Genomic DNA, 16,500 nt, shown 5'->3' on the forward strand with positions numbered 1-16,500 from the left:
CCCGGTGCGTCCGGCCCGCGCATCCGGTCCGCGCATCCGGCCCGCAGCGGACCGGACGCGCGGGGGCGCAGGCGCCGGAGGCAACCGTTCCGCAACGGTCCGGGCCCGCCGCCGCGCCGGGGCCGTATCGTGTTCGCCAGGACCCTCACCCGTTCCCACCAGCCGCTTCACCGTCGCAGCGGCCTCACTCCCGCACCGCATCGCCCGAGGAGCCGCACCGCCATGGCCGAGCACGTCCCGCACGCCGAGCACCCCGCCTACCCCGTCGGCCTCCGACTCGCCGGGCGCCGCGTCGTCGTCATCGGCGGTGGGCAGGTCGCCCAGCGAAGGCTCCCCGCCCTGGTCGCGGCCGGTGCCGATGTCACCCTGATCTCCCCTTCCGCGACGCCGTCCGTCGAGGCCATGGCAGAGTCCGGCGAGATCACCTGGACCCGCCGCCGCTACGAGGACGGTGACATCGCCGACGCCTGGTACGCCCTGGTGGCCACCAGCGACGCCGACGCCAACGCCCGCGCCTCCGCGGAGGCCGAGCGCACCAGGACGTGGTGCGTCCGCAGCGACGACGCCGAAGCCGCCACCGCCTGGACCCCGGCGACGGGCCGCAGCGACGGTGTGACCGTCGCCGTCCTCACCGGCCGCGACCCGCGACGCTCGGCCGCGGTGCGCGACGCGATCGTCGAGGGCCTGCGCGACGGCACCCTCGCCGCGCCCCACCACCGCAGCCGCGCCCCGTTCGTCGCCCTCGTCGGCGGCGGCCCCGGCGACCCGGACCTGATCACCGTCCGCGGCCGCCGGCTGCTCGCAGAGGCGGACGTCGTCATCGCCGACCGGCTCGGCCCGCGCGACCTCCTCGACGAACTCCCGCCGCACGTGGAGGTCATCGACGCCGCCAAGATCCCGTACGGGCGGTTCATGGCCCAGGAGGCCATCAACAACGCGCTCGTCGAGCACGCGAAGGCCGGCAAGGCCGTCGTCCGGCTCAAGGGCGGCGACCCGTACGTCTTCGGCCGCGGCATGGAGGAGGCGCAGGCGCTCGCAGAAGCCGGCATCCCGTACACGGTCGTGCCCGGCATCTCCAGCTCCATCTCCGTCCCCTCCGCCGCCGGCATCCCGGTGACCCATCGGGGGGTCGCCCACGAGTTCACCGTCGTCAGCGGCCATGTGGCGCCCGACGACCCGCGTTCGCTCGTCGACTGGAAGTCCCTTGCCCGTCTGCGCGGCACGCTGGTGATCCTCATGGGTGTCGACAAGATCGGCGCCATCGCCGAGGCCCTCATCGCGCACGGCAAGTCCCCCGAGACGCCGCTCGCCCTCGTCCAGGAGGGCACGACCGCTGCCCAGCGCCGGGTGGACGCCACCCTCGCCACCGTCGCCGAGACCGTCAGGGCCGAGGACGTGCGTCCCCCGGCCGTCATCGTCATCGGGGACGTCGTCGCCGTCGGCCCGCGCAAGTAACCACCGGTAACCCGACCTTGCGGGAACCGTTGGCACCGCACATCCAAGAAGGCAGTATCACCCTGTGGCCGATCTCATCACCATCGACGACCCCGACGACCCCCGCCTGCGGGACTACACGGGCCTGACCGACGTCGAACTGCGCCGCCGCCGCGAACCGGAAGAGGGCCTGTTCATCGCGGAGGGCGAGAAGGTCATCCGCCGCGCGAGACAGACCGGCTACGAGATGCGCTCCATGCTGCTCTCCGCCAAATGGATCGACGTGATGCGCGACGTCATCGACGAGGTCCCCGCGCCCGTCTACGCGGTCGACCCGGCCCTCGCCGAACGCGTCACCGGCTACCACGTCCACCGCGGCGCGCTCGCCTCCATGCAGCGCAAGCCGCTGCCGGACGCGGCCGAACTGCTCGGCACGGCCCGCCGGGTGGTCGTCATGGAGTCCGTCAACGACCACACCAACATCGGCGCCATCTTCCGCAGTGCGGCCGCCCTCGGCATGGACGCCGTGCTGCTCTCACCGGACTGTGCCGACCCGCTCTACCGCCGTTCCGTGAAGGTCTCCATGGGAGCGGTCTTCTCCGTGCCGTACGCACGCCTCGACGCCTGGCCGAAGGGCCTCGAAGCGGTCCGCGAAGCGGGCTTCCGCCTGCTCGCCCTGACCCCCGACGAGAAGGCCACCTCGATCGACGAGGCGGCCCCGCACCGGCTGGAGCGGGTGGCGCTGATGCTCGGCGCCGAAGGGGACGGGCTGTCCACCAAGGCCCTCATGGCCGCCGACGAGTGGGTGCGTATCCCCATGGCCCACGGCGTCGACTCGCTCAACGTGGGCGCGGCGGCCGCGGTCGCCTTCTATGCGGTAGCCACCGGCCGCCCGGGAGCCTGACCCGTCACAGCTTCTGGGCGGCCGCGATGCCCAGCGCCACGATCAGCGTCACCACGAAGAAGACGGTGATCCGCTGACGCAGCAGCCGCGGGTTGGCGGGCCGCCGGCCCGTCGACGTGGTCCGCACCCCGGGCCTGGTGCCGGGCCGGCCGTTCGTACGGGCGGTGCCGCGCGGCTGCTGGGGCCGGGACCCGCCACCGGTACGGGACGGCGTCTGCGGCCTGGGCGCCGACGACCCGCCCGTACGCCGCTCCATGCGCTCGGTACGGTCCGTACGCTCCGGATAGCGCGCCGTCGGCCGGTTGAGCTCGGCCCGCTCCCGCTGCACGGGCGGCCGGGCGTCGTGCAGCCCCTGGGCCTCCCTGGCAGCGATCTCCTTGAGCCGCATGGACAGTTGCAGCGTGCTCGGCCGCTCCTCCGGGTCCTTCGCGAGACACGCGGAGACCAGCGGCGCCAGCGCGTCGTGGACCCCGTGCAGCTGCGGCTCCTCGTGCACCACCCGGTACAGCATCACCTCGGAACTGCCGTGCCCGAAGGGCGAGTCGCCCATCGCCGCGTACGCGAGAGTCGCACCCAGCGCGAACACGTCGGTCGCCGGCGTCACCGCCGCACCCCGCACCTGCTCGGGCGCGAGGAAACCGGGCGACCCCACGGCCGTGCCCACATGCGTCAGGGTGCTCGCACCGGTGGCCCAGGCGATACCGAAGTCGATGATCCGCGGCCCCTTGGGCGACAGCAGAATGTTGGACGGCTTCAGGTCACGGTGCACCACACCGGCCTCATGGACCGCCACCAGCCCCTCGGAGAGCGCGGCGCCCACCGCGGCCACGTCGGCGGCCCGCAGCGGCCCCTCCTCGACCACCTTGTCGTGCAGCGACGGCCCCGGCACGTACTGGGTGGCGAACCACGGCCGGTCCGCCTCCAGGTCCGCCGCGACCAGCCGGGCCGTGCAGCCGCCGCGGATACGCCGCGCCGCCGACACCTCGCGCGCGAAACGCGAACGGAACTCCTGGTCCTCGGCGAGGTCGGGCCTGATCACTTTCAGCGCGACGCGCTGCCCTCTGCGGTCGGACCCCAGGTAGACGACGCCCATACCGCCCGCGCCCAGCCGCCTGTGCAACCTGAACGAGCCGACGACACGCGGGTCCTCGCGCCGGAGCCGCATCATCGCCATGTCCGTCCCCTACCTACGGTGGGGAGGCCCCACCCCGCTGCCCGGTCGTCCGCTTTTGACGTGGCACAGCTTACGTACCCCCGCGCCGGTGCGCTCATAGGCCGCGCCCTCCCGTCCGGATCGTTTGTCAGTGCCAGGTGGGAGAATTGACCAGTGGTCAGCGGAGGGCGGATCCATCCTCCCTGACCCGTGCGTGATCTCAACGGTCAGTCGCAGAAGGGGGATTGGATCGATGAAGGGTGACCGCGTGGAGATAGTCGTGGACGCGGGAGACACGACCCGTACGTATGAAGTGGTGGCAAGCCGGGCGGGCCGCAGGGTGGAAACGGCGGTGCGCAGAGGGGTGGTCGAAGTGAGCGAAGTCACCCGTTCCGGGTCCGTCGTCCGGACGGCCCGATTCATGGCCACTCGGGTGCTTGCCCTGGTGGAGCAGCCCGTGCCGCGGGCCGACCCAGTGGAGTGACGCACGACCCCTCCGGGAAGACCCCAACTCCCCGCCCCTCGTCTCCACCCAGGGGAGTACGCCGGGGGGTGACGGCTCATCCTCGGGGAGGCCCGGTAATCGGTACGAGGGCATGACGTCCCGGGCCCTCGGTTTCCCTAATGTTGATGTCAAGCGGCGGGTGCAGCACTCGTCCCCCGAGGTCAGACACCCGCCGCTGCCAACCACGACAGGAGAAGGACCATGGCGGACACGGCAACGCGGACACTGATCCGCACGCAGGGACGCAAGGCATCCGCCGCGTTCGGCGGCCGCCAGTCCGGCACGCGCCACCCCTTGGTGGCGACGGCCATGGTCCTTCCCCTCGCGGCACTGCTGGTGGTCGTCTTCGGCGGCTGGGACGCAGTGGTCACACAGGCGTCGTCCGTAGGCGTGATGCTGGGGCGCTGAACGGCGCCCCGGGCCCGGAAGAGCGGTCCGGGCCGGGGACATCCGGCCAACAACCCCGTGGGGACGGGGGTGCGGCGGACGGCAGCGATCGGCCGGTCAGCTGGGGAGCTGACCGGCCATCGCGCATACCAGCACCACTGCGGCGCCCGGCCGTCCCGCTACCCGGTGTGCCTTCAGCCACGCCCCGCAGGGGCGAAACGCACCGGGCCCGCGCCCGGCCGGGGACGTCACGCAACGCACCGGGCCGCGCCCGAGATGCCACGCGCTCGATACGCTCCACCCGTGACCGCCTCAGTCGTACGCGCCCTCGCCACCGTCGCCCGCGACGCCGCTCACCTGGCCACACCACGCGGCTCCTGCCCCGCCTGCGGCGCCCACGACGCCGAGCCGCAGACGCTCGCCGACCGCCCCGACGGCATCGTCGTGCGCCACGGCGCGGCCGTGGCGAAGGCCCACGCTCCCGGCACCGACCGGGCGGCGCACGAGGTACGGGTCGCCCTGGCGGCCCACCCCGCGCTGGCGGGGATCCTGCTGCCTCCTCTCGCGGCCGGCCACCGCACGGGGCGGGCCCGCTCCCGAACGACTCCCGCCCGGTTACGACCTGGCCCTACGGCGTCCCCGTGGATCCCGCGGACCCGGACGCCGCGCCCTGGGAGGAGGCGGCGGTCCTGCTGGCGCGTCTTCACCGCGTCACGCCGGCCCAACTGTCGGGCACACGCCCGGGCAGCGCCACCCCAGCCGCCCCAGCCAAAGGCACCGCCACCGCCACCGGCACCCGCACCGCAACGGGAACCAGCGCCGGCACCGCAACCGGCCCCGGCACGGCCCTGCTCCCACCGATGCGCGGCCCCGCCAAGGCCGCCGCCGCCGTGGCCCGCATGGAGGCGGCGGCACCGGACCACCCGGCCGCGCCGGACGTACGACGCGCCTGGGAGCGCCTGCCGGCCTGGGCGCGGGGCGAGGCGCCGTCCCCGCGCCGGGACGCGGTGTGCCACGGCGACCTGCACCTCGGCCAGCTGGTGCGCCACCCCGCCCCGGACGGCCCGTGGTTGCTGATCGACGTGGACGACATGGGGCTGGGCGACCCGGCCTGGGACCTGGCCCGCCCCGCTGCCTGGTTCGCGACCGGGCTGCTGCCGCCGGAGATCTGGCAGCGGTTCCTCGGCGCCTACACCGCCGCGGAGGGCAGTGCCGTTCCTACCGTCGGTGATCCGTGGCCCCAACTGGATGTGCCCGCGCGGGCGCTGACCGTGCAGACCGCGGCGCTCGCTCTGGCGAAGTCGGCAGCGGAGGGGCGCCGAGCGGACGAGGTCGAGCGGGCGGTGCTGGACGCCTGTACCCGAATCGGGACACTGTGACCCGAGTTGGAGTTCGATGCTCCGTCGTAGGGTGAAGTCATCGTCGCCGGGCATGCATCCGGGCGACGTCGACCGAACGGCGAGGAGCTGACCAGACGATGCAGTGTCCCAAGTGCCATGCAGCGATGCACACGTACAACCGCAATGGTGTTCAGATCGAGCAGTGCAGCGGCTGCCGGGGCATATTTCTCGACTACGGCGAGCTGGAGTCGCTGACCCGGCTGGAGTCGCAGTGGACCCAGCAGGCCCCGCCCGTGCCGCCGGCCCCGCACGCCCCGCAGGCCTACCCGGCCGCGCCCCCGGCTCCGGCGTGGGGCGCGCCGCACCATGGTGGTCACCACGGGCATCACCGTCAGCGGAGCTTCGGCCGGATGCTGTTCTCTTCCTGAGCGCCTGAGCGCCTGAGCGCCACTCACGGATTGCCGGCGGGTGCGGCGGGCCGGGCCCTTGGCCCGGCCCGCCGCTGCCGGCCCCGCCGCGCCCCCCGCGGGGCGCACGACGAAGCCCCCGGCCGTCGAGACGGCCAGGGGCTCCGGGTGATGGTGCGCGATACTGGGATTGAACCAGTGACCTCTTCCGTGTCAGGGAAGCGCTCTCCCGCTGAGCTAATCGCGCGGGGTGATCTGCGTTACTGCACTACGTACTACCGATCGGCATCACTCATCGAGTGCTGCCGATCACTGCGTACTGCGTGCGCGATACTGGGATTGAACCAGTGACCTCTTCCGTGTCAGGGAAGCGCTCTCCCGCTGAGCTAATCGCGCTCGGACCCTCGCGGATCCAGTGGACGATACTGGGATTGAACCAGTGACCTCTTCCGTGTCAGGGAAGCGCTCTCCCGCTGAGCTAATCGTCCTTGGAGGTGGAGACGGGATTTGAACCCGTGTAGACGGCTTTGCAGGCCGTTGCCTCGCCTCTCGGCCACTCCACCCGGAGTGCAGGGGGTTCGGGAAGATCCCCCACTTTCTCGAGCGGACGACGAGATTCGAACTCGCGACCCTCACCTTGGCAAGGTGATGCTCTACCAACTGAGCCACGTCCGCTTGTCGTTTCCGTTCCGCTTGCGCGTCCCGGCGACGTGTTGAACTCTAGCGGATTCCTGGGCCAGTACAAAAACGCGTTTGTGCAGCTTGCCGCCGTGTGTTCACGTCGCAGCAGCTCACCGGCGGCGCACCGGTGGCTCACCGACGGCTCAGTGGCAGCTCACCGCCACCCCTCGGGCAGCTCACCCCCACCCCTCCGGCGGCTCGCCGGACGGCCCGCGGGCCGGGCCATCCGCACCCCGTCCCCGCCGGTCATACACTCACAGACGTGCACGACCTCGCTCCGCTGGCCCGCTTCGGCCCCCTCGTCGCCACCGACCTCCGGGACGTCACAAGCGACCCCGCGGCCCTCGACTCCACCGGCTTCTGGGCCGTCGCCGCCGACTTCGAGGGCGGTCTGACCTGTGCCCGCTTCGGCGATGTCCGCAGTGAGCCGGTTCCCGAACCCGTCCCGGGCCGCTGGCGGGGGCCGGCCGCGGAGGAGTGGACGTCGTCCCTGGACCGGGCCGCCTACACCGCCGGTGTGCGGCGCATCCGCGAGCACATCGCGGCCGGCGAGGTCTATCAGGCCAATTTGTGCCGGGTCCTGTCGGCGCCGCTGCCCGACCCGGCCGCGGCCGATGTCGACGAGCTGACCGCGCTGCTGGCGCGGGGCAACCCGGCGCCGTACGCAGGAACGATCCGCCTGCCCGCGCACGGCGTGGCGATCGCGACCGCGTCCCCCGAGCTGTATCTGAGCCGCGACGGAGGCACCGTCGAGTCCGGCCCCATCAAGGGCACGGGCAGGACGGCGGACGATCTCCTCGAGAAGGACCACGCGGAGAACGTGATGATCGTGGACCTGGTCCGCAACGATCTGGGCCGGGTCTGCACCACCGGCAGCGTCACCGTGCCCGCGCTCTGCGCGGTCGAGCCGCACCCCGGCCTCGTGCACCTGGTCTCCACCGTCCGCGGAGAGCTCGCCCCCGGAGCGGGCTGGGGCGAGCTGCTCGCGGCGACCTTCCCGCCGGGCTCGGTCACAGGCGCCCCCAAGTCCAGCGCGCTGAAGATCATCGACGCGCTGGAGACCGCCCCGCGCGGCCCGTACTGCGGCGGTGTCGGCTGGGTCGACGCCGACCGGCGCACCGCGCAGCTCGCCGTCGGCATACGGACCTTCTGGATCGACCGCGAGGCGAACGTCCTGCGGTTCGGCACAGGCGCCGGTATCACCTGGGGCTCCGACCCGGAACGGGAATGGGCGGAGACGGAACTGAAGGCATCGCGACTGCTGGCGGTAGCGTCGGGCGCGTACGCGGCAATCGGAAGGACAGCTCGATGAAGGTTTGGGTCAACGGCGCGCTCTCGGAGATCGAGGACGCCCGGGTGTCCGTGCTCGACCACGGAATGACCGTCGGCGACGGTGTCTTCGAGACCGTCAAGGCGGTCCACGGTCAGCCCTTCGCGCTCACCCGCCACCTGGAACGGCTGGCCCGCTCCGCCGACGGCCTGGGGCTGCCGGAACCCGATCTCGACGAGGTCCGGCACGCCTGCGCCGCCGTACTCACCGCGAACCCGATGGCGCTCGGCCGGCTGCGCATCACCTACACCGGCGGACTGTCGCCGCTCGGCTCCGACCGGGGGACCGACGGTCCGACGCTGGTCGTCGCGCTCGGCTCGACCACCCGTCGCCCCGACACCACATCGGTGATCACCGTCCCCTGGACCCGCAACGAACGCGGCGCGCTGACCGGGCTGAAGACCACCTCGTACGCCGAGAACGTCATCGCGCTCGCCAGGGCTCACCAGCAGGGCGCCTCCGAGGCCCTGTTCGCGAACACCGTCGGACGGCTCTGCGAAGGCACCGGCTCGAACGTCTTCGTCGTCCTCGACGGTGAGCTGCACACCCCGCCCGTCTCCTCCGGCTGCCTGGCGGGCATCACCCGCGCCCTGACCGTCGAGTGGACGGGTGCCAAGGAGACTGACCTGCCCATGGACGTCCTCGACAGCGCGGAGGAGATCTTCCTGACCTCCACGCTCCGCGACGTCCAGTCGGTCGCACGCGTCGACGGCCGCGACGTCAGCGCCGCCCCGGGGCCCGTGACGACGAAGGCGATGCGCGTCTTCGAGGAGCGCGCGGCGGCCGACCCCGACCCGAGGTCCCTGTAACCGGCCCGGGAGCCGGGGAAAACCTGGTGTCGCAGGGTCGCGGGGCAGGTAGAAACACCTCGATGACCACAACCCTGCGGCCCACGGGGCCGATCCAGTACGACGCCGACGGCGGTGCCTCCCGCGGCTACGACGTCTGCGTCAACGGCCGGCCCGTCGGGACGGTCGAGCTCGCCACGGACACCGGCGGCGGCCGTCCGGTCGGCTCCATGAGGTCGCTGCACATCGACGAGGCCGACCGCAGACGGGGCCGCGGCACCGTCGCGGCCCTCGCCGCGGAGGAAGTGCTGCGCGGCTGGGACTGCACCGAGGTCCGTGTGGCCGTCCCGGCCGACGCCGGCCCGGCCCTGCGCCTGGTCACGGCGCTCGGCTACACCGAACGCGGCCGCAACATGATCAAGGAGACGTCCCAGCCGCTGCCGGCGCTTCCCGAAGGCGTCGAGAGCCGCCCGATGGACGAGGACGAGTTCGGCCGCTGGCTGTCGCACGCCGTACGCCACTTCGCCCAGGACTGGGTCGCGCGCGGGGTGCCGGAGGACGAAGCACTCGCCCGCTCCGAGGCCGTCCACGCCCGCCTGCTCCCCGAGGGCCGCGCGACCCCCGGCGTCCACGTCCACAACCTGCTCGCCGAGGGCACCGCCGTGGGGCACGTCTGGGTCTCGGAGTGCGAGGTGCGCCCCGGCGAGGACGGTGCGTACGTCTTCGACGTCGAGGTGGCGGAGGCCTTCCGGGGCAGGGGCCACGGAAGGGCCCTGATGCTGCTCGCGGAGCGGATCGCGGGCGAGGCCGGCCGGCCGCTGATCGCCCTGCACGTCTTCGAGGGCAATCGTCCCGCGCTCGCGCTCTACGAGTCCCTCGGCTACCGCACCACCCACCGCAACTTCGTCAAGCGGCTCCTGTGACGGGGCCCGGCCGGGTCACTCCCCGGCCAGGAGCCGGTCGGCGATCTCCTCGATACGCGCCCGCAGCCCTTCCTGGCTCTTGCCGCCGTCGAGCCGCTCGCCGCCGATGACGTACGTGGGCGTACCGGTCACGTCGATCGCCTTGCCTTCGGCCTGGTCGGCGTCGACGATCAGGATGTGCCGGCCGTCGATCAGCGCGGTGTCGAACTCCTCCTCGTCCAGGCCCAGTTCGCCGGCGACTTCCAGGAGGAACGGCTCACCCTTGGCCGCCAGCTCCTCGGCGCGCGCCAGCACGGCCTCCGCGTACGGCCAGGCCTTGCCCTGTGCCGCGGCCTCCTCGGCGGCCTGCGCGGCGGCGAACGCGTGCTTGTGCTTGTCGAGGGGGAAGTGCCGCAGCCGCAGCTCGAGCCGGTCACCGTAGCGGTCGCGAAGGGCCCGCAGGTCCTCCAGCGCGGTGCGGCAGTCGGTGCACTGGAGCTCGCACCACACGTCGAGGACGGCGGGGGAGCCGGTCGGGGAGTCACTCATGCGGCCAGTCTCCCAGCCCGGCGTTGCTCGCCCCAACCGGGACCTGGGGAGGAGAGCGTCCCGGAGATCTCCCCCAGATTCGCGCACGCCCGCCTCGCACCGTGGCCCGGAACGGCCGGGGCGGTGCAGGATGGAGGGGACGAACCGCTCAAGCCGCCAACGCCTGGAGGACCGGATGCTTGCCGAGACCATTTGTTCCGCGGTGTCCGCGGCGGGCCTGGGCATCGCCGCGATCACGGCGTACCGCAGGCGTTTCCTGTCCGCGGCGCGTATCGCGGCCTACTCGCTGCTGCCGCTCGGCCTCGTCCTCACCGGGGCGGTCGAGTGGGCGGTCGGCACGGCGTTCAGCCTGACCGCCTGGGTCGGCTTCGGCCTCCTCGGCGCCGCCTGGCTGCTCTTCCTGACGACCAGGGCGCTGGAGCGCCGGAAGGGCGGCACCCGCAAGGAGCGCAGGGCAGCCGCCGCGGCCGCCCGCCGCGAGGCCGCCGAACCGGCCGCCTCCCGGCCTTCGCTCGGCCGGTCCGCACCGGCGGCCGACCCGGCCACGTCCGCCGCGCCGGCCAAACCGAAGGCGTCCGGCGCGGACGACGACTTCAGCGACATCGAGGCGATCCTCAAGAAACACGGCATCTGACGGAAGCACGGCCTCCGACCGCCCTCGGGCCGACCCTGGCCGGGGCAGCCGTTCTCATCGCCTTCCGCGGCCGACGCCGCGCGCCGGGGCCCGTTCGCGGGCGACGGAAGCGGGCCACGGGATGTGATGAACCACCTTTGCCGCAGGGCGTGTTGGTCGATCATCCCCGCCCGGGCTACGCCATGATCACCCCGAGATGCTCGATACCTCGCGGGGCCAGGCCCCCGTACCGACCCAGGAGCCGCGCGGATGTCTTTTCGCGCTCTCCCAGCCGCCCCTGATGATCTTCCTCGGGGTGATCGGCGTCCTGCTGCTGATGGCCGCTGTGCACGACCTCTTCTGGCTGTGAGATACGCGGCGGGACACGACGGTCCACTCAGCCCGCGGCCTCCTTGCGGCGCGCCCGGTAGGCGGCGACATGCAGTCGGTTGCCGCATGTGCGGCTGTCGCAGTAGCGGCGCGACCGGTTGCGCGACAGGTCCACGAACGCGCGCCCGCAGTCCGGCGCCTCACAGCGCCGCAGCCGTTCCTGCTCGCCCGCGACGACGATGAACGCCAGCGCCATCCCGCAGTCGGCCGCGAGATGGTCGGCGACCGACGCGCCCGGTGCGAAGTAGTGCACATGCCAGTCATAACCGTCGTGGTCCGTCAGCTGCGGGGTCGTGCCCGCCGCCGCCACCAGGCGGTTGATGACCTCCGCGGCCGTCCTGCTGTCCGGCGCGGCGAACACCTGGGCGAACAGCGTCCGGATCGCCTGCACGGCCTTGATGTCCCGCTGGGTCAGCTCCCCCACTCCGCTGACCTTGTGGCCGCGTACGAAGTCGTACAGCGCCGCGACGTCCGTCAGCCTGTCGTCCTGCCCGCTCTCCGGTGCGGTGTTCACCAGATCGACGACGGTGTCGAGGGCGATACGGGTGTCGTGGGGGATCAGCACGAATTCGCTCCCTGGCCGGATGCGGGCCGGTGCCCGCCGAATTGCGCTGACTCTAGCGGTTCGTGCCGAGAGCGCACCGGCGCCGTCGCCGCGGTGGATTCCGCGACGACGGCGTCGGTGTGTTCCGTATGAGGTTGTCCGCGCGGCGCCGTCTCCCCGAGACGGACAGCGCCGTGCGGTTTTCCGCCGGCCGGACCGGGCTCAGCTCTCGGCCAGAATGTGCGACAGCTCCGTGTCGAGATCGAAGTGCCGGTGCTCGGTGCCTGGCGGCACCGCTGCGTCCGTCCGCTTGAGGAACGATTCCAGGGCCCGCGCCGGGGCCTCCAGCAGGGCTTCGCCCTCCGGGGAGCTCAGCGCGATGCAGACGACGCCCTGGCCATGGCTGCGTGAGGGCCAGACCCGTACGTCGCCCGTGCCGGTGGGCCGGTGCAGGCCCTCGGCGAGAAGGTCGCGGGCGAAGACCCATTCGACCGTCTCTTCGGCTCCGGTGTGGAAGGTGGCGTGCACGGCATAGGGATCGGCCGTGTCATACCGCAGGCCCGCGGGTACAGGCAGTGAGGACTCGCTCGATACAACGAGGCGCAGGTGCAGCTCGCAGCTGACCGTGGTGTTCATAAGCGCCAGGGCCTTTCGCTCAGTGTGCGCTCGGGGATTCGCACGTCGGCGAAATCGACATGCCACCTACGGTGCCGTTGTAAACCCCTCTGACCGTTTTGGGATCCTTCAGGTCGCTCGTACGGCGGTGCATTACTTTGCGTTATACGGCCATTCCGGTGACGGAGTTCAATCCGGTAGGTTTGGATTCATGAACGCGCAGAGTGACGAGCGGGACGAGGTCGTCGCGGCGACGACGGCCGACCCCGCCACGGGGGACGTGACGGACGGTGCGGCGCAGCCGCTCCCGGATCCCGCGAAGGAGGAACCGGCGCTCGGCTCGAGGGCGCCGCACTTCATCAAGCGATCCAGAACACTGCACGTGAGCTGGCAGGTCGGCGTCTTCATCGTCGGCCTGGCCGTCGTCGGCGCCGGTGTGTCCATGCTGGTGCTGCCCGGACCCGGCTGGGTCGTGATCTTCGGTGGCATGGCGATCTGGGCGACCGAGTTCGTCTGGGCCCAGCTCGTGCTGCGCTGGACCAAGCGCAAGGTCACGGAGGCGGCCCAGCGGGCACTCGACCCGAAGGTCCGGCGGCGCAACATCATCCTCACGACGGTCGGTCTCGTCATCGTCGCGGCGCTCTGCGGTATCTATCTCTGGAAGTTCGGGCTCGCCCTGCCGTGGAACATCGACGAGTGACCGCCAAGTGGTCCGGGGCACCGGCTGACATGGGGTAATGTTTGCCGTGCGCCCGGGCGATTAGCTCAGTGGGAGAGCGCTTCGTTCACACCGAAGAGGTCACTGGTTCGAACCCAGTATCGCCCACCCGGCACGGATGCCCCGGAGACTTGACGGTCTCCGGGGCATCCGTCGTTTCCCCTGCCGTCACCGCATGCGGCCCAGGCTCTCCCGCAGCCTGCGGGCGTCCCGGAGCCGCTGCTCGTACGTCGCGCCCACCGCGAGCAGCAGCAGGCCGGCGAGCGCGGGCGGCAGCCAGCGGGGCAGCGCTCCGACGACCTGCGCCACGTACGGGGCGAGCTCGTGCAGCGCGTCCAGGGCAAGCACCGCTCCGCCGAGGACGAGCAGCGCCTGCAGCTTGAGCCGGGCACCGGCCAGGGTCACCGCCAGGGCCGCGAGCCCCAGCAGCAGCGGGCGCAGCCAGTGCTCGTCGCCCCAGGCGGCGACAAGGCTCGGCACCAGGGTCGCGGCCAGGCCCGGGCCGTACGCCGTCCAGGACGACGCCTGCGGGTCCTTCCGGCGGCGCAGCACCCCGAGGGCCAGCGCCGAGGCGGTGACGGGCAGGGTGTACGCCTCCGGGGACGTCACGTCGGAGGCCGCCAGCCGTACCCAGGTGGCCGCCACGAAGCACACCGCGCCCAGGTAGCCCGCCACCGGGCGTCGCTCCTCCCGCACGGCCGTGCCGGCGGCGACGACGCCGCAGAGGGCCAGGACCAGGGCCAGCGTCGGCGCGTGGTCCGCCGCGAGCGGCAGCGCGACCAGGCCGGTAGCCGCGCCGGTGATCTCCACCGGCAGTGCGGCGGGGTGGCGGCGCAGCACGGCGCCGAGCACCGCGGTGAGCGCCGGCACGGCCAGCAGCACCAGAGCGGCGCGGTGCGCCGGGAGGCCGAACGCCGCGGCGCCCGCTCCGGCGAGGACGGCCGCGTAGAAGGTCGCGGCGCAGCCGAGCAGTGCCTGTACCGGGCCCTTGGTCCGCAGGGCCGCGAGGACGAGGGCCCCGACGAGCACGCCGAGGACGACGAAGGTCGCCGGCCGCGTCGCGAGCGACAGCAGTGCCACGCTCACCGAACCGCCGAGCCCGCACGCCAGTGCGGTGAACGAGACGTCCCTCAGCCGCACGGCGGTGGCGAGGGCGAGGACCCCGAGGGTGACGACCAGCTGCCAGGCGACGGCCGCGGAGTGACCGAGGCCCAACACGACCGGCACCGTGACCACGGCGGCCCAGGCGGCCGCGACGGCGCCGCACCGGGCGGCCGCCCGGGTCCCATCGCCGTGAGCGCGCCGGGCCGCCGCCGGGGACCACGGAGTTCTGGGCAGCCAGGCCGCCGCACCGGGAGGCGTGCCGGGGCCGGCGGCAGCGGGCGGGACGGGGGTGCCCTGCCCGGCCGCGTCCGTGCCCTGGTCCGGGGCGTCGCCCCGGTAGCGGGCCACGGCCGCCAGGACCGCCCCGACGGTCAGGAGCGTCAGCGGGGCCGGGAGCAAGGTCGTCGTCGTGGCGTCCAGGTCCGGCAGGCCGGACCCACCGGACCAGATGTCGGTCAGCGTCGTCGCCGGACCCGCCAGCGCCAGCGCCGTCAGCGGAAGCGCCACGAGGAGCGCCGCCGCGTGCACCGCCGCCGCCGCGCCGGCAAGGCCGGGAAGCAGCCGCCGTGGCAGCGGGGTCCGTACGGCGCCCAGCAGAACCACCGCGCACAGCAGGTACCCGGGCACCGCCCAGCCGCCCGGCACCGCGGCGCGGATCACGCCGCCGACGCCCGCCACCACGGCGAGGCCCGCGACGGCGGAGACCCAGGCGGCGGAGGTGCGCCACGCGGCGAAGAGGGCGACGGCCGCCGCCACGGTCAGCAGCACCGCCGGGCCGGCGGCAACAGCGGCATCGTCCGCCGTCAGCGACCGGAGCACGCCGGTCAGCAGCGCCCCGCCGCCCATCGTCGCGGCCGCGGTCCAGGCGACCACCTTCACGGCGGCCGGCCGCGTCCACAGCACGACGGCGACGTCCAGTGCGGCGGTCAGCAGCAGCGCCCACTCGATCGGCGGCGCGGCGGCGTCAGCGGTCAGCGCCCAGAGCGGCAGCGGAAGCTGCGCGGCCACGACTGCGGCCGGCAACGGGGTCCGCAGCCGGGGGAGCGCGACGCCGTACGACGACCACAGCGTGGCGAGCGCCGCCGATGCCAGGGCCGAGTATCCGAGCCCGTCCGCCGTCGGCAGCCCCACCCGGTGCAGGGCGTACGCGTCGAGCACCGTCAGCACCAGCCCCAGCACGGCCACGGACTCGGCGGTCGCGAAGAGACCCCTGCGCAGCAGGACCACCGGCGTGCCGAGGGCGGCGACCGTCACGGCGCCGAGCACCGCGGAACGGCCGCCGATGCCCATCTCGCCCCAGCTGACGAGGGTGAACGCGATCGCCGCGATCGCCAGCAGCAGCCCGCCCAGCGTCAGCAGCAGGTTCTGCACGCCGGGCGGCGACGTCTCGGCCGCGGCGGGCGCCGCGAAGGGCCGGCCGAAACCGGCGGACGGCGGGGCGGCGGGCGCGGCGAAGGGGGCGGCGGGCCGCAGCACGGCGAGCAGCCAGGCCCTGCGGGCCAGCAACTGCGCGCGGCGCGCGTCGAGTTGGCGCAGCTCACGGTCGAGTGTCGCCAGTTCCTCGGCCGGTGGTGGCACGTTGTCCATGGCCGAAGTGTGGCCCCGGCCACAGCCTGCGGCATGGGTGCGGATACTCAATTTCCGGTGAGTACCGAGCGGCTGGTGGCGCAGACTGGCCCCATGGACTGGTGCCGCTACCGCTTCCGCAGCGTCTGGGACCTGCCCGCCGCGCCCGGCGACGTCTACGAGGCGCTGTCACGGGTGGAGGACTATCCCCGGTGGTGGCCACAGGTGCGTGAGGTGACGGAGGTCGAGGAAGGGGTGGGCACCGCCCGGTTCCGCTCGTTCCTTCCGTACGACCTGCGCGTCACCGGCCGCACACAGCGCAGCGATCCGGTGGGCGGGGTGCTGGAGGTGCGGATGACGGGGGACCTCGACGGCTGGTCGCGATGGACCGTGCGGGCCGGCGGCAGGGGCACCCGCGCACTGTACGAGCAGGAGGTCGTCGTACGAAGGCCCCTGATGAGACGGCTCTCCATCCCGTGCCGCCCGGTGTTCCGGGCCAATCACGCGTTCATGATGCGCAGCGGGAGGCGTGGCCTGGAGGCCTACCTGGAAGGAGTTTGAACCCAGCCC

The 16,500-nt window shown here is 73.0% G+C and carries 18 protein-coding genes, 6 tRNA genes and 1 pseudogene; 14 read left to right on the top strand and 11 right to left on the bottom strand.

The window, feature by feature from the left end; genetic code table 11:
- Positions 1-222 precede the first annotated feature (222 nt).
- Positions 223-1,455 (top strand): uroporphyrinogen-III C-methyltransferase, encoded by a 1,233-nt coding sequence (gene cobA, locus GLX30_RS28895; RefSeq protein ID WP_159693777.1) that lies wholly within the window; start codon positions 223-225, stop codon positions 1,453-1,455.
- 64 nt (positions 1,456-1,519) lie between these two features.
- Positions 1,520-2,338, top strand: coding sequence for an RNA methyltransferase (locus GLX30_RS28900; protein WP_159693778.1), 819 nt, complete (start codon positions 1,520-1,522; stop codon positions 2,336-2,338).
- A gap of 4 nt (positions 2,339-2,342) precedes the next feature.
- On the opposite strand, the gene GLX30_RS28905 is transcribed toward GLX30_RS28900, so the two are convergent.
- Positions 2,343-3,512, bottom strand: a complete 1,170-nt coding sequence (locus GLX30_RS28905) for a serine/threonine-protein kinase (RefSeq protein WP_244258307.1) — start codon at positions 3,510-3,512, stop codon at positions 2,343-2,345.
- Positions 3,513-3,744: 232 nt separating this feature from the next.
- On the opposite strand from GLX30_RS28905, the gene GLX30_RS35525 reads away from it, so the two are divergent.
- Positions 3,745-3,975, top strand: coding sequence for a hypothetical protein (locus GLX30_RS35525; RefSeq protein ID WP_159693779.1), 231 nt, complete (start codon positions 3,745-3,747; stop codon positions 3,973-3,975).
- Between the two features lie 222 nt (positions 3,976-4,197).
- Positions 4,198-4,404 carry a hypothetical protein gene (locus GLX30_RS28915; RefSeq protein WP_159693780.1) on the top strand — a complete coding sequence of 69 codons (207 nt, stop codon included), beginning with the start codon at positions 4,198-4,200 and terminating at the stop codon, positions 4,402-4,404.
- A gap of 291 nt (positions 4,405-4,695) precedes the next feature.
- Here the strand turns inward: GLX30_RS28915 and GLX30_RS34455 are convergent, their stop codons facing one another.
- A complete protein-coding gene (locus GLX30_RS34455) occupies positions 4,696-4,836 on the bottom strand; it encodes a hypothetical protein (protein WP_167306876.1) in 141 nt (46 codons plus the stop codon).
- 9 nt (positions 4,837-4,845) lie between these two features.
- Between GLX30_RS34455 and GLX30_RS28920 the strand changes: the two are divergent.
- Together GLX30_RS28920 and GLX30_RS28925 are read left to right on the top strand one after the other, a co-directional pair.
- Positions 4,846-5,762, top strand: a pseudogene (locus GLX30_RS28920) (phosphotransferase).
- A gap of 98 nt (positions 5,763-5,860) precedes the next feature.
- Positions 5,861-6,151 carry a zf-TFIIB domain-containing protein gene (locus GLX30_RS28925; protein WP_159693781.1) on the top strand — a complete coding sequence of 97 codons (291 nt, stop codon included), beginning with the start codon at positions 5,861-5,863 and terminating at the stop codon, positions 6,149-6,151.
- Between the two features lie 151 nt (positions 6,152-6,302).
- On the opposite strand, the gene GLX30_RS28930 is transcribed toward GLX30_RS28925, so the two are convergent.
- The 5 genes from GLX30_RS28930 to GLX30_RS28950 form a co-directional block, all read right to left on the bottom strand.
- Positions 6,303-6,377: transfer RNA gene (locus GLX30_RS28930), tRNA-Val, on the bottom strand.
- Between the two features lie 77 nt (positions 6,378-6,454).
- Positions 6,455-6,526 (bottom strand) — tRNA-Val (locus GLX30_RS28935).
- A 20-nt stretch (positions 6,527-6,546) separates the two neighbouring features.
- Positions 6,547-6,618 (bottom strand) — tRNA-Val (locus GLX30_RS28940).
- Between the two features lies 1 nt (position 6,619).
- Positions 6,620-6,693, bottom strand: a tRNA-Cys gene (locus GLX30_RS28945).
- A 39-nt stretch (positions 6,694-6,732) separates the two neighbouring features.
- Positions 6,733-6,805: transfer RNA gene (locus GLX30_RS28950), tRNA-Gly, on the bottom strand.
- Between the two features lie 268 nt (positions 6,806-7,073).
- Here GLX30_RS28950 and GLX30_RS28955 point away from each other — a divergent pair.
- From GLX30_RS28955 to GLX30_RS28965, 3 genes are all read left to right on the top strand, one after another.
- Positions 7,074-8,123 carry a chorismate-binding protein gene (locus tag GLX30_RS28955; protein WP_159693782.1) on the top strand — a complete coding sequence of 350 codons (1,050 nt, stop codon included), beginning with the start codon at positions 7,074-7,076 and terminating at the stop codon, positions 8,121-8,123.
- Positions 8,120-8,950 (top strand): aminodeoxychorismate lyase, encoded by an 831-nt coding sequence (locus GLX30_RS28960; RefSeq protein WP_159693783.1) that lies wholly within the window; start codon positions 8,120-8,122, stop codon positions 8,948-8,950. Before GLX30_RS28955 ends, GLX30_RS28960 begins: the two co-directional genes overlap by 4 nt.
- A 62-nt stretch (positions 8,951-9,012) precedes the next feature.
- The gene (locus tag GLX30_RS28965) at positions 9,013-9,852 is read left to right on the top strand and encodes a GNAT family N-acetyltransferase (RefSeq protein ID WP_159693784.1); all 840 of its coding nucleotides are present in this window, start codon (positions 9,013-9,015) and stop codon (positions 9,850-9,852) included.
- 15 nt (positions 9,853-9,867) lie between these two features.
- Here the strand turns inward: GLX30_RS28965 and GLX30_RS28970 are convergent, their stop codons facing one another.
- Positions 9,868-10,380 carry a DsbA family protein gene (locus tag GLX30_RS28970; RefSeq protein WP_208545509.1) on the bottom strand — a complete coding sequence of 171 codons (513 nt, stop codon included), beginning with the start codon at positions 10,378-10,380 and terminating at the stop codon, positions 9,868-9,870.
- 175 nt (positions 10,381-10,555) lie between these two features.
- On the opposite strand from GLX30_RS28970, the gene GLX30_RS28975 reads away from it, so the two are divergent.
- Positions 10,556-11,014, top strand: coding sequence for a hypothetical protein (locus tag GLX30_RS28975; protein WP_159693788.1), 459 nt, complete (start codon positions 10,556-10,558; stop codon positions 11,012-11,014).
- 196 nt (positions 11,015-11,210) lie between these two features.
- On the top strand, positions 11,211-11,363 hold the full coding sequence (locus tag GLX30_RS34460) for a hypothetical protein (RefSeq protein ID WP_005319706.1): 153 nt from the start codon (positions 11,211-11,213) through the stop codon (positions 11,361-11,363).
- A 27-nt stretch (positions 11,364-11,390) separates the two neighbouring features.
- Here the strand turns inward: GLX30_RS34460 and GLX30_RS28980 are convergent, their stop codons facing one another.
- Positions 11,391-11,948, bottom strand: a complete 558-nt coding sequence (locus GLX30_RS28980; protein WP_005319709.1) for a CGNR zinc finger domain-containing protein — start codon at positions 11,946-11,948, stop codon at positions 11,391-11,393.
- Positions 11,949-12,149: 201 nt separating this feature from the next.
- Complete coding sequence (locus GLX30_RS28985) at positions 12,150-12,563, bottom strand: SsgA family sporulation/cell division regulator (RefSeq protein ID WP_003959770.1); 414 nt, start codon at positions 12,561-12,563, stop codon at positions 12,150-12,152.
- Positions 12,564-12,753: 190 nt separating this feature from the next.
- Here GLX30_RS28985 and GLX30_RS28990 point away from each other — a divergent pair, with 190 nt between their 5' ends.
- Both GLX30_RS28990 and GLX30_RS28995 read left to right on the top strand, forming a co-directional pair.
- Positions 12,754-13,242 carry a TIGR02611 family protein gene (locus GLX30_RS28990; protein ID WP_159693790.1) on the top strand — a complete coding sequence of 163 codons (489 nt, stop codon included), beginning with the start codon at positions 12,754-12,756 and terminating at the stop codon, positions 13,240-13,242.
- Between the two features lie 54 nt (positions 13,243-13,296).
- A tRNA-Val gene (locus GLX30_RS28995) sits at positions 13,297-13,368 on the top strand.
- A 60-nt stretch (positions 13,369-13,428) separates the two neighbouring features.
- Here GLX30_RS28995 and GLX30_RS29000 read toward each other — a convergent pair.
- A complete protein-coding gene (locus tag GLX30_RS29000) occupies positions 13,429-15,951 on the bottom strand; it encodes a hypothetical protein (protein WP_208545510.1) in 2,523 nt (840 codons plus the stop codon).
- A 93-nt stretch (positions 15,952-16,044) separates the two neighbouring features.
- Here GLX30_RS29000 and GLX30_RS29005 point away from each other — a divergent pair, with 93 nt between their 5' ends.
- Positions 16,045-16,491 (top strand): SRPBCC family protein, encoded by a 447-nt coding sequence (locus GLX30_RS29005; protein WP_159695307.1) that lies wholly within the window; start codon positions 16,045-16,047, stop codon positions 16,489-16,491.
- The last annotated feature ends 9 nt before the right edge of the window (positions 16,492-16,500 follow it).

The sequence above is a fragment of the Streptomyces sp. Tu 2975 genome (genome assembly GCF_009832925.1).
In the GTDB taxonomy this organism is placed as follows: Bacteria; Actinomycetota; Actinomycetes; order Streptomycetales; family Streptomycetaceae; genus Streptomyces.